General features: G+C 63.9%; 13 protein-coding genes and 1 tRNA gene. 9 read left to right on the forward strand and 5 right to left on the reverse strand.

Annotation, left to right across the window (positions count from 1 at the left end; genetic code table 11):
- Positions 1-12: 12 nt before the first annotated feature.
- Positions 13-1002, reverse strand: coding sequence for a Bug family tripartite tricarboxylate transporter substrate binding protein (locus FNJ47_RS02215; protein ID WP_163150171.1), 990 nt, complete (start codon positions 1000-1002; stop codon positions 13-15).
- Positions 1003-1344: 342 nt separating this feature from the next.
- Positions 1345-2250, reverse strand: a complete 906-nt coding sequence (locus tag FNJ47_RS02220) for a LysR family transcriptional regulator (RefSeq protein ID WP_163150335.1) — start codon at positions 2248-2250, stop codon at positions 1345-1347.
- 109 nt (positions 2251-2359) lie between these two features.
- Between FNJ47_RS02220 and FNJ47_RS02225 the strand changes: the two genes are divergently transcribed.
- The 4 genes from FNJ47_RS02225 (at position 2360) to FNJ47_RS02240 (ending at position 4504) form a co-directional block, all read left to right on the forward strand.
- Positions 2360-2779: a DoxX family protein gene (locus tag FNJ47_RS02225; RefSeq protein ID WP_163150174.1), complete on the forward strand. Its 420-nt coding sequence runs from the start codon at positions 2360-2362 to the stop codon at positions 2777-2779.
- A gap of 78 nt (positions 2780-2857) precedes the next feature.
- A complete protein-coding gene (locus FNJ47_RS02230) occupies positions 2858-3448 on the forward strand; it encodes an NADPH-dependent FMN reductase (protein WP_163150338.1) in 591 nt (196 codons plus the stop codon).
- A gap of 49 nt (positions 3449-3497) precedes the next feature.
- Positions 3498-4346, forward strand: coding sequence for a pirin family protein (locus FNJ47_RS02235; protein WP_163150177.1), 849 nt, complete (start codon positions 3498-3500; stop codon positions 4344-4346).
- A gap of 87 nt (positions 4347-4433) precedes the next feature.
- A tRNA-Arg gene (locus FNJ47_RS02240) sits at positions 4434-4504 on the forward strand.
- A gap of 264 nt (positions 4505-4768) precedes the next feature.
- On the opposite strand, the gene FNJ47_RS02245 is transcribed toward FNJ47_RS02240, so the two are convergent.
- Positions 4769-5122, reverse strand: coding sequence for a cupin domain-containing protein (locus tag FNJ47_RS02245; protein WP_235999323.1), 354 nt, complete (start codon positions 5120-5122; stop codon positions 4769-4771).
- A 116-nt stretch (positions 5123-5238) separates the two neighbouring features.
- Between FNJ47_RS02245 and FNJ47_RS02250 the strand changes: the two genes are divergently transcribed.
- Together FNJ47_RS02250 and FNJ47_RS02255 are read left to right on the forward strand one after the other, a co-directional pair.
- Complete coding sequence (locus FNJ47_RS02250) at positions 5239-5535, forward strand: hypothetical protein (protein WP_163150180.1); 297 nt, start codon at positions 5239-5241, stop codon at positions 5533-5535.
- 59 nt (positions 5536-5594) lie between these two features.
- Positions 5595-5813: a hypothetical protein gene (locus tag FNJ47_RS02255; protein WP_163150183.1), complete on the forward strand. Its 219-nt coding sequence runs from the start codon at positions 5595-5597 to the stop codon at positions 5811-5813.
- A gap of 420 nt (positions 5814-6233) precedes the next feature.
- Here the strand turns inward: FNJ47_RS02255 and FNJ47_RS02260 are convergent, their stop codons facing one another.
- Complete coding sequence (locus tag FNJ47_RS02260) at positions 6234-6467, reverse strand: hypothetical protein (protein ID WP_163150151.1); 234 nt, start codon at positions 6465-6467, stop codon at positions 6234-6236.
- Positions 6468-7047: 580 nt separating this feature from the next.
- Here FNJ47_RS02260 and FNJ47_RS02265 point away from each other — a divergent pair.
- Genes FNJ47_RS02265 through FNJ47_RS02275 form a run of 3 tightly spaced genes read left to right on the forward strand, consistent with a single transcriptional unit; the run spans position 7048 to position 9602 of the window.
- Positions 7048-7734 (forward strand): hypothetical protein, encoded by a 687-nt coding sequence (locus tag FNJ47_RS02265; RefSeq protein WP_163150186.1) that lies wholly within the window; start codon positions 7048-7050, stop codon positions 7732-7734.
- Positions 7735-7793: 59 nt separating this feature from the next.
- Positions 7794-8834, forward strand: a complete 1041-nt coding sequence (locus tag FNJ47_RS02270; RefSeq protein WP_163150189.1) for an OmpA family protein — start codon at positions 7794-7796, stop codon at positions 8832-8834.
- Positions 8835-8885: 51 nt separating this feature from the next.
- Entirely contained in the window at positions 8886-9602 is a 717-nt protein-coding gene (locus FNJ47_RS02275) for a superoxide dismutase (RefSeq protein WP_163150192.1), read from the forward strand.
- A 6-nt stretch (positions 9603-9608) separates the two neighbouring features.
- Here FNJ47_RS02275 and FNJ47_RS02280 read toward each other — a convergent pair whose 3' ends face one another.
- A complete protein-coding gene (locus FNJ47_RS02280; RefSeq protein ID WP_163150195.1) occupies positions 9609-11858 on the reverse strand; it encodes an SUMF1/EgtB/PvdO family nonheme iron enzyme in 2250 nt (749 codons plus the stop codon).
- Between the last annotated feature and the right edge of the window lie 83 nt (positions 11859-11941).

Here is an 11941-nt window from a genome sequence, read left to right on the forward strand (position 1 = left end):
CGGCTGCCGCAATCAATCGATCTTCAGCGCAAGCTGTTTGACCACCGGCGCCCAGAGTGCGACGTCAGCGGCAAGGGAATCGCGAAATTTTTCCGGGCTTGAGTCGAGGACGGGTTCGAAACCTTCCCCAGTCAGCAACTGCTGGTAGGCGGGATCCGCGAGCGCAGCGCGGGTGGCCTGCGCGATCTGCTCGATGACCGGGGTTGGTGTACCGGACGGCGCGAGCAGTCCGATCGATGCGGTCACGGTCAGGCCGGGGAGGCCCGCTTCGGAGGCCGTCTGGATATCCGGCGCAACGGTGAGACGCTTCGGACTTGTCACCGCGAGAACGCGAATTTTGCCGGAGCGATGAAATTCGATCTCCTCCGCGGTGAATCCGGCCACGATCATCTGGACTTGGCCACCGATAAGGTCCGTCAACGCCGGCCCTATTCCTCGATAGGGGACCTGTACGATATCGGGTGTCCCGGCGAGCACCTTGAACAGCTCGCCGGTCAGATGGTTGATCGAGCCGATCCCGGCATGCGCGTAAGACAGCTTCCCGGGATTGGCTTTGGCGTAACTGATGAATTCGGCAAGAGTCTGTACCGGCACTGAAGGGTTCACGGCGATGCAGAGGAAAATGTTCGCCGCGCCCACAATCGGGTCCAGATCCTTGATCGGATCATACAGCGGGCGCTTCTTGAGCAACGCCTCGTTGAGATGAGTAAGCGTACCTCCGACAAGGACGGTGTAACCGTCCGGGCGCGCACGCGCGACTTCGGCTGCACCGAGCGAAGCACCGGCACCGCCAATATTTTCAACGACGACCGTGCCGAGCAGAGGCTTCATCTTTTCGGCCCAGGGGCGCGCGAAAGTGTCGAAGGCACCACCAGGTGGAAAAGGAACCACCAGCCGGATCGGCCGCATAGGATAGTTCTGCGCGACCGCGGTGCGCGAGAAGGCTGAGGCCACGGCTGCACTCGCCGCGAGGTGCAGGAATTTGCGGCGTGGAAGATTCATGACGGCCTCCAAGCGTTGCCGCGCATGCTCGCGTGGACGCACAATTGCAAATACGATGAAGTTGAGACGCCCGCCGACGGCAGCCTAACTCGCGGCGTTCGCCGTGGGTAATCCGTCAAAAGCCACCGTTCGTACGCAATCTATCGCCGAATTTGATCCCAGAATAGGTTCCAGTCCTGGAGGCGCAACCACCGATACCGATATTCAGTTCAAGTTGCGATTTGATCCCAGCATCCCGGCGACGTCTTACGGCCACACGGGATGCGCGTTTCAGGATCGCGGCCCTGGCGTAGCTGCGCCCAAGACTGGGCAACTCAGTGCCGAGAAACGGCTGCAAGATCGTCAGTCGAGCAAGACCATCTCCTCCTCAAATCGCTTGATGACCGAGGTCACGAATGCCTTCACGGCGGGCGAGACTTGGCGATGGCTGGGATAGACGACCCACATGCTTTGATCGCGGCGCTTGTACTGCGGCAGGATCGGGACCAGCCGGCCGGCCGCGACGTCGGCGGCAGCAATCGCACCGGGCAGCAATGCAATGCCAAGGCCGGCAACAGCCGCCAGAAGGAGGGCGCGTGTGTTGTTGGCCGCGAAGGTCCCGGTGACCTCGACGTGCTCTTCGGAATTCTCCGGCGCTTGTAGCCGCCAGACGGCGTAATCCGATTGGCGTGGGGTCGTCAGGCATTGGTGGCTCGCGAGCTCAGCGAGCGCCTGGGGTGAGCCATGGCGCTCCAGATAGTCGGGGCTGGCAAAGAGCCCAGTGGGCGAGACCGGCACGCGATGGGCGAGATAGCCGGACCCGCCGCCACTGCCACCGCGAAATGCGACATCGATGCGGTCCGTGATCAGGTCGACGATTGCGTCGTCGAGCAGGAATTCAAGGCGGACCTGCGGATACGTTCCCAGGAAAGCCGCCGCCAGTTGCGGCGTGTAGAAATCGAGAAAGTTCGCGGGCGCGGTCACGCGTACCAAGCCGCTGGGGACCCTGCTTCCAGCCGTGAGATCCTGGCTCGCCTGCTGCAGGCCATCGATCGCTGCGGCACAGCGGTCGTGGAATTCCCGACCAGCGTCCGAGAGGGTCAGCCGGCGCGTCGAGCGCTGCATGAGGCGCGCGCCGAGTTGGTCTTCCAGCGCCTGAATGCGCCTGCTCACCGTGTTGGGCGGCATGCCGAGCCTCCGGCCGGCCTCCGAGAAGCTGCCGCAGCGAACGACCTGCACGAACAGGGCGATGTCGTTGAAATCTACCATCACCACTGATTACTTCATATTTTGGATAAGTACAATCCGATCTACCCATCTAATCAATCAATCGCAATGGCGCTATCCCAAGACTGCAACCAACCAATGGGGTTACGTCATGAACAACAATCTCGTCCTTCTCGCCGGGCGCATCCTGCTCTCGGTCCTGTTCCTCGTTTCGGGCGCGGGGAAAATCGGCGCAGGGCCCACCTTCGCCGGGATGCTCGGCCATATGGGCCTGCCGGCCCCGCTGCTGCTCGCCTATCTGATGGGTCTCTTCGAAGTCGTCGGCGGCGCCGCGCTGGTCATCGGCGTACAGACCCGCATTGTCGGCGTTCTGCTCGCCGCCTGGTGCGTGCTCACCGGTGTCGTCGTCCATATCGGCGCTCCGATCGACCTGATGAAGAACGTTGCCCTGGCGGGTGGCCTCCTCGTCCTCGCGGCCTCATCGCCGGGCTCGCTGGTCCTGCGCACGACTTGGTCGCGGCGTGATCGCCTGGCTGCAATGGCGCCTTCGAACGCAACGTTCAATAGCTGATGCACGCCCGGAGTGGCGGCCTGTGCAGCAGGCCGCCTGTCCTTCCCCCCTTCCCTCCCTTTATCGACTGGACATCACATGACCACGCAATCCACGCCTCGCATCGGCATCGTCCTCGGCTCGACCCGCAAGGGACGCTTCGGCGAGAAGCCCGCAAAATGGCTCAGCGACCTCACTGACAAGCGCTTGGATCTGGACTTTGAGCTGATCGACCTGCGCGACTACCCGCTACCGTTCTTCGATGAGCAGATGTCGCCGATTTATGCGCCGCCGGAGAACCCGGCTGCACAGCGCTGGGCGGCCAAGCTCGCCACCCTCGACGGGTTCATCGTCGTGACGCCGGAGTACAATCACGGCGCCAGCGCCGTGCTCAAGAACGCCCTCGACCATGCCTACAAGGAGTTCAATCGCAAGCCGATCGGATTCGTCGGCTACGGCGGTGTCGGTGCGGCCCGCGCGATCGAGCATCTGCGCATGGTTGCCGTCGAACTGCAGATGGCGCCGGTGCGCTCCGCGGTTTATCTCGGCATGGTCGAGTTTCTCGGGATCTGGCAGCAGGGCAAGAGCTTCGACGATTTCCCCCATCTCGAACAATCCGCCACTGCCATGCTCGACGACATCGCGTGGTGGGCCCGCGCGCTGAAGTCGGCACGGGAAGCACAAGGCTGAAACCGCCCAAGAGCCCGTGCACGCCACTGCCTTTCAAGGAGACCAAACAATGTCACGCAATCTTTCAACCGCGCGCGCGATGCCCAAGCTCGTCGAGCGGAAAGTCTTCAGCCGGACTCGCGGCTCCGAACAGGGGCCGATCACCCGCCTGATGAGCCCCTCGGACCTTGGCCAATATCTCAAGCCGTTCGTCTTCCTCGACCATGTGGACGCGCCGTCCTCCATCACGAGCAGCGACAACCTCCACCCGCATTCGGGCATCGCCACCGTCACCGTCCTCACCGAGGGTAATCTCCGCTTCGACATGGGGGACTGGGGCACCGGACTGCTCGACTATGGCGGGGTCGAGTGGATGCGTGCCGGTAGCGGCATCTGGCATGGCGGCGAATATCGACCGGCTAGCGCGCCACGCTTCAAGGCGTTTCAGCTCTGGGTGGCTCTGCCCGCCGCGCTGGAAGCGAGCGCGCCCGAGTGGCAATTCGTTGAGGCAAGCGGCATTCCCACCGTCGGCCCGGCGCGCCTGATCGTCGGCGCCTATCAAGGCAAAACCAGCCCCGTGCGCGCCTTCAATGGCCTCAACTATCTGCTCGTCACGCTTGCTCCGGGAGAGACGTGGGTCTACGAGACACCAATTGGCCATGAGGTCGGCTGGCTCAGCCTGTCTCACGGCAGCATTGTGGGCGAAGGCCGATACAAGGCCGGCGACATGATCGCATTCGACCGAAGTGATGCCGCGATCCCGTTTCAGGCCGGCCCCGAAGGCGCGACCTTCGTTCTCGGTTCGGCGGTGCCTCATCCTCACGAACTGCTGCTGGGCTATTACTCGGTTCACACCTCTGACGAGGCGTTGAAAGCTGGAGAAGCGCGCATCGCCGAAGTTCGGCACCTCTACGTGTAGGGCGAATTCGACCACGCTCGACGCGCGATGCGCGGCAGCACCTGTACCGGTTAACGAAATCTGCGCAAAACGCTACGCGAGCAGTACGCACCCGTTGCTCATAGAGCGTTGCCCTCCGAAGGCAAAGGTCACACGTTCGAGTCGTGTCGGGTGCGCCAGCACAGTTAATTCTTTAGAAGCTGTCCGACTTTTCGATGTCTTGCGGTTGCGTCAGCGTCGGATAAGCAACCGATCGAATTGGGCCGTTCTTGACGGGTCGTTGTGCCGATGCAGGTCTCTGCGCAACGACCAAACATCAGGACGTCGGCCTAACCGCGACCTCCGGGCCATCTCGGTCTGAACGGCTCGTTCTCTCGGACTCGCACAGATCACGTTCGGTCTTGTTTAGCGGGCACGTGGCTGGGGAGGGTCGCGCGAACTGCTTAGCCGCGGCTATAGCCGTCTAGTGAGGCGTCATCGACATCGGGCAGGTTCACGACGATATCGTCCGGCGTCCGGCAGGCGAGCCACCACAGCTCTTCGGTCGCGCTCATGTTTGCTTCGAGGTGCGGCAGCACGGGCGGCACGAACATGAAATCACCTGTCTCCAGATCAACAAATTCCGCGAAGCCGTTGCCAAAATAGATACGCGCTCGCCCTGAAAGAACAAAAGCGCCAGTCTCTGCCGCGCCATGGTGATGCGGCAAGGAACGGAATCCGGGCCCGGCTAACCGACGCGTGATCGTGAGAGCCTCGCCGCGCGACGCCTGCGCCTGTGCGACTCCGTCGACCTTCAAGCTGCTTGGAAGCCTGGCCGTTGTGATTTGCCTCGGCTGTTGCTCTTCTGCGGCCTCACGCAGGAAAGAGGGCGCACGGCATGCAGAACCGAGCTTTGGTGTTGCTGGCGACAGTCATGATCTCGACCGGTGCCGCACACGCTGATCCGATGGAAAAGCCGGCTGCGCCCGCCGAAACGGCAGCCGCGCCGATCGGACGAAATCCGCAGGCCGGCGAACCTTCGAAAGCGCAGACGCGCGACATGTTCAGCAACATGGCTGACGGATTCAAGGATCTGTTCAGCGGCAAGACAAGCTTCTCGGATATCACCGAGGGGGCGAAGTTGTTTGTCCCGCAAGCCGAGGTCGACCAGGCGCAACCGGGGCGGCCGCCGGATCCCCCGGCCGTGGATAACGGCAAGCCTGATGAATGAGACCGCTTGAGATCGAACCGCAGGAATCCAGATCGGCGCAACATCGGGGAGACAACGCCATGCCGCGCATTTTGAAGTCCGCCTTTTGTTCGCTCACGCTCCTTGCTGCGCTGCTGATTGTGCCGTCGCATGGGCACGCGCTGCCGGCGGGCGCGAAGTCGCCGCCCCGTCTCCCGGGCGCGATCCTGGCGCGGCGCGAGTGCATCGCGTGGGAGCGCGATGAAGATGGCGTCATGCGCTGTGTCCGATGGGAGGAGTGTGGCCCCAGCGTGTGCTGATCCTGCGCCCAACAGTCACGGCGCGACAGGGTGATGGTGTTCCTGAACCGCGAGACCGATAATATGAAAAAGGGCTTGGCCTGCGAATTGTTGGCGCTTGTCATTGTTTCCGCGGTCCCGCTCACGGCTCCTGTCTTCGCCCAATCGACGCAGCGGGTCAGGGAGCTGCCGATTGACTCTGGTCCGCATCTCGTAGACCCCAATGATAATGGTCGCGCTCCGACCTCCCGGTCGGAACAGGACGAGTCCGAACGGCCGGCGCTCGAGCCATGCCGCACTATTGAGGGTGGTTCCGCTTCAACGCAGGCGCCGCCGCAGGCCGTCACGCCCGGACCGTGCAGACGATAACTGGCGACCCGGAGCGAAGGAAATCATGACGCGTCTGGTTTTTCTTCGCCGCGCGTGACAAAGCGAGCCGGGCTACGGCGTGCCGCACCACATCGGCCGCACCGCGTACGCGATCAACCCAAGCGCACATACCAGCGGCGCTGCGATCAGCAGAACGAATGCCAATGTGAGCGCGATACCGAACAGAAGCGCGACAACGGCCGTCAGGATAACGGTCACAACGACCATCGCCGCCGCAACGATCAGCCATTTGCGCCAACCCGTGATGGTGACGACTTTGCCACCTTCCTCATACGTCACCAGCATCGTGAGCTCCTGACTGACGTTCATCGACAGCGGCGGGCATCGAACCGATCCTCGCCGTCACGTTAGTGGGTGGCCGTGACGGCTGCTAACACCGTCTGCGGTTCGCCGGCAAGCGGAAGACCTTCAAGCCGTTTGCAAGTCGCAACGATGTGCCTGGCGAAACCCGGTTGCATCGTCACGGACGTTCGATCCGGCGCGTCACTCGCCCTCAATTCAGAAATCTTCACAACGTTTCATCTGGGCGCCAAAGCGTTAAGACCCCGCGGTTCGCATAGTCGCGGCCTGATCCGCGCGAATCCAGCGCCGAGGGAGACAAGCCATGCCGTCGGTTCCCAAGAGCACAGCTTCGCAAGCCAGGATCCATGCGCCGGCCGTGCTGCAGACGGACTTCGAGTCCGAGCGCTTCGCAACCTCGAATCGGAGCCTGTCGGGTCCCGCGGACGCCGACCGTTGCCTCCGATTTCTCCGGCTCATTCACAGCAATCCGTATTCGCGCCCCTCCGCTGCTCGCGAGGGTGCCATCTTTATCGTCTCGAGCTTGCGAGCCGCCCGCTAGGGACGAGCGCCCGAGGACAACAGGATGCGCATCCCGAGCTTCGCTCTCTGTCTTGCGATCAGTCTTGCGGCCGGCTCCAGCGTGGCGTTCTGGGGGTGGACCGCGAGCGCGCAGGACCAGGCGTGCCGCTATTACAAGGTCCAGGCCGGCAGCCTGAATATCAGCAAAGAGCCGCGCGGCGATGCCGTTTTCATCGACGTACTCGACAGCGGTGAGGTGGTCTGCGTCACGCGCACCGAAAAGGCCGGCGATCGCGAGTGGGTCTACATCGCGCAAAAATATCCAAAGCCAAACGAGCGCGCGGCGGTCGAAGGTTGGACCAACCCGCGGTTGCTGCAGGAGATGTCGCCTGCCGAGGCGGCGGTCGCGACCGGGGCTCCGCCTCCCGCGCCGGCGCCGGCGATCGCCGCAGCTCCGGCCGATGATACACTGCGCTTCACACAGCCGATTCCCGAAGGTCCGTTCCCGGTGCAGGGTCAGTCCATCGAGCAACTCGCGCGCGGCATTCCGCAATTTCCGCCGATCGAAGGGCTTCCCGAGGAAGTCTGGAAGAAAAACTGCCAGTCCTGTCATCAGTGGGACCGGCAGGCGCTGTGCGAGCAGGGTGCCTCATACGCGAAAAACCCGCGCTCGGCGCTGCGCCATCCCCATCCCTACGGCGGCGCCTACAAGGCCGCGCTGATGCGCTGGGCGAAATCGGGGTGTCAGTGAGCGTCAATCGCGCCGTGCTGCAGGACGGCGCCGGCACGTGCAAAGCGAGGATCAAGCCCATGCGTCGACAACTTGCAACGCTGATGATGGCGATCGCATTGCCGCTCGTCGGCACGGCGACAGCCAACGCGCAGCAGGAGTGGCTGCTGAACGCGAACGCGTCGCATTTCTACATGCAGACGGCGAAGAACAACACCACCATCGAGACCCAGCGCTTCACCGGACTCGACGGCAGCGTGCGCCGCAACGGCGACGCCACGCTGAAGATCGATCTGATCTCGGTCAAGTCCAATATCGACGTGCGCGATGTGCGCATGCGCTACCTGCTGTTTGAAACGTTCAAGTTTCCGCAGGCAGAGATTACCGCCAAGCTCGACATGCAGAAGCTGCAGGATCTGACCTCGCAGATCCGAATCGCCTACCCGCTCAAGTTCAAGCTCAGTCTGCACGGCGTCGAGCGCGAGTTCGAGGCGCCCGTGACGGTGACGCGTATCACCGACCAATCGGTCTCGGTCACCTCGGCCGAGCCGATCATCGTCACGGCAGAGGACTTCAACCTGACCGCCGGCATCGCCAAGCTGTCCGAAGCGGTCGGCGGCATTCCGATCGTGGCGGCGACCTCGATCAGCTTCGATCTCGTGTTCGAAACCGGCGAGAAGATCCCGGCGATCGAGGCGGCTCGCGCGGAGACGCAGAGGCGCGTGCGCGCCGAGGAGACGGCGACGATCTCCACGGAGGCCTGCGAAACCCGCTTCAGCGTCATCTCGACCACGCAGGCGATCTACTTCAAGATCGGCAGCGCGGAGCTCGATCACAGCAGCGAGCCCCTGCTCAACAGCGTCGCCGACATTGCGAACCGCTGCCCGAGTGCGCGGGTCGAGGTCACCGGACATACCGACTCGGTCGGCGGCAGGGAGGCCAATCGGTCGCTCTCGACCAATCGCGCCAGCGCCGTGGTGGGTTATCTCGTGCAGCATGGGGTGCCGGCAACCCGGATCGAGTCGACCGGTTACGGCGACACGCGCCCGATCGCCGCGAACGATAGCGAGGAGCACCGCGCCAAGAACCGCCGCATCGAATTTCGCGTTCTGCCGAAATAGCAGGCGCCAGGGCGCCGGGATTCAGCTCGGCGCAAAAAAGTGAGACTAGAAATGCCCAAGCTCACGCGCCGTGCTCTCCTTTCTCAGGCGGCTGCCGCCGCCGTAAGCGTTCCTCGCGGGCGCGCTTTCGCGCAAGGCGCAGCACCTTTTCAGCTTGCGCCGCTCCCCTATCCGGCCAAGGCGCTCGAGCCACACATTGATGCGGAGACGATTGAGCTTCATCACGACCGCCATCACGGGGCGGCGGTGAGCGCGCTCAACGCGGCCGTCAAGGACTATCCGGCGGTCGCCGCGATGCGACTCGAGCAGTTGCTGTTCCGGCTCGGCGAGCTCCCCGAGGCGATCCGCAATGCGGTTCGCAACAATGCCGGCAGCCACGCCAACCACACGATGTTCTGGCAAGTGATGGGTCCGCCCGGCACGGCGCCCGAGCCTGAGCTTTCGGCTGCGATCGAGCGGGACTTCGGCGGGCTTGCGAAGCTGCAGGAGGAGTTCAACGCCGCCGGGTTGCGCATCTTCGGCTCGGGTTGGGTGTTCGTCACGGCCGATGCCGACGGCAAGCTCGCGATCGTGACCAAGCCCAATCAGGACACGCCACTGATGGAAGGCCGCCGCGCGCTTGTCGGCAACGACGTGTGGGAGCACGCCTATTACCTCACCTATCAGAACCGCCGCGCCGACTACCTTAAGGCCTGGTGGAACGTGGTGAACTGGACTGCCGTCGGTGCGCGCTATGCCGCCGCAAAGGACGGCAATCTCGGGATTTGATGCGGCTTACAAGCCGCGTGCGATCCGGAACCCGACATTCTCGGTGCGATTCTCGGTTGCAAAGCCACTGCGCGCGGCGGAGCGCAGTGCATCCGGCCCGTCGCGGAGCGAGCCGCCGCGCAGTGCGTGCGCGGCGCAATCAGCCTCCATGCGCGCCGAGCCGTCACTCGGTGAGCCCGCATCGGAAGGGCGCCAGCAGTCCTCAGTCCACTCATAGACGTTGCCGTGCACCTGATAGAGCCCGAACGGATTGGCGGCGAAGAAGTCGACCGGCAGCGAGCGATTGCGAAACTCGCCTTTCTCGCCATTCGCATACTGGATCGAGCCGTTATAGTTCGCCTGCCGCGGTGTGATGCTGGCGCCGAACCAGAAGGGCGTGGTGGTGCCGCCGCGCGCCACATATTCGCGCTCGGCCTCGGAGAGCAGCCGATACGGCTTGCCGGTCGTCCTGGCGAGCCATGCTACGTACCGTTTGGCGTCCTTCCACGAGACGTTGACGACCGGATAGCGACCGCGCCGGCCGTTCTGATCGGCCGGACGATACCCGTCGCAGCCGCCCGCGGCGACACAGGCGTCCCATTCGTCGAAGGTGACCGCGAACTTGCCGACCGCGAAAGCCTTGATCGACACGGAGCGCTCGGTGCCCTCGTTGCTCGCCCGCCCGGCCTCGCTCTTGGGTGACCCCATGGTGAAGCTACCGGCGGGCACCACCACCATCTCGGGACACCTGGCACAATCGCGGAACGCACCTCCCGGCTTGAGAGCAAACGGGGCGATCGGGAACTGCACCGGCAGCGCTGCGACTTGCATACGCTCGGTGCTGTCGTGCAGATCGGCGATCCTCTGACGCGCCTGTGCCGCATAGATGCTGTCGCCATAAAGCTGCAGGAACGCTTCGAGCATTTGCGGCTCGGTCGCATCCTTGACGGCGACCCAGGCCTTTGCGACCTCGGCCGCGTTCGACGGCCGCGCCGGCGAGGCGGGGGATGCAGGGCCTTGCGGGGTAGCCGCAGCCTGGCGCCGGCGCGCGGCTTCGAGCCGCTCGCGCGCCGGGGCCGCATAGATGCTCTCGCCGTGCACGCTGATAAAGCGCTCGAGTGCGGTCACGTCATTCGAGTCCTTCGCCTCGATCCACGCCTGCGCCGACTCCATCGCGCTTGGCGGCTTGCGGCGTGACGGCACGAGTGCCGGGCTGATCGCCGCCGGCGGCTGCGGCACCAGAATGGCCGTCGGCGCAGCCGCCGAGGCCGCCGGCAGCGATGCGATGACGGTTGCTACGGCTTGCGGCTTCGCCGCCGTATCGAGCCTCGCCTGCGCTAGTCCGGCGTAGAAGGTGCCGGGGAACTGGCGCACGAAGGCCTCGAGCAGATTGCGATCGGACGTGTCCTTTACGCTTGCCCAGGCCGCCGCAGCCTCGCTCACGCCCGACGAGGGCGCGCTGACGGATGGGCGCGGACCACTTGGCGGCACCAGGAAGAAGTCGCCCGACAATTCGTGATAAAACGCCGGCCGCTGGTCACGCCCGATCGTTGACGCCAAGGCCTCGACATCGGTCCGCAGGCGCTTGGCGAGGTCAGTAACCTCGAGACCGGGCTCCTTCAGGAGCGGCAGCAAGGTGCGCGTGTAAACCGAATTCGGATTGGCGTCGGCGTCGGAAAGCGCGTCGAGCGCGCCTTGACCGCTGCCCGCCGACATCATCACCAGCGTGCCCTTGGGAGGATCTTCGCGCTTGAGCCCGCGGGTCGAGCCGACGCCGCGCGTCACTCCCGGCCCCGCAAAAGGGCTATCGCGGCAGGCATCGATGATCCAGATCGCGACCTGTGGGTTCTGCTCGCGCAGCCGTTCCATCAACGATCCCACACGGATCGCATTCCCGCGCATCAGTTCCTCGCCATCGTCAGGGCGTGGAACATCGCGGGTCAAAATGAAGTTCACGCCGTTGAGCTCGATGCCATGGCCGGCGAAATAGATCGTGGTCACATCGCCGGGCTGCACCGAGTCGAGGAAGCGCTGCCAGGTGCGCAGGAAATCGCTGCGGGTTGCGTTCTCGGCTTGGACCACCTGAAATCCGACATCCTTTAGCGTCGCGGCAACCGCACGTGCGTCGTTGACTGCCTTGTGCAGCTGCTGATCGGACTTGAGATTGTCGTAGCTGTTGATTCCGACGACGAGCGCAACGCGCTTCGCCTCGGCCGGTGCGACCGAGAGAGCCAGCAGACCGAACAGGACTGCTACCAGGCGCCTTAGGCGATGCATGTCGTCGAACCCGCTCTCCCGCGCGGCCGTCGGGTCATAGCATAGGAGGTATGGCCCGCGGCCCAGCGTGCCTCCAAACATTT

The organism is Bradyrhizobium uaiense (assembly GCF_010811875.1).
GTDB classification, from domain to species: Bacteria; Pseudomonadota; Alphaproteobacteria; order Rhizobiales; family Xanthobacteraceae; genus Bradyrhizobium; species Bradyrhizobium uaiense.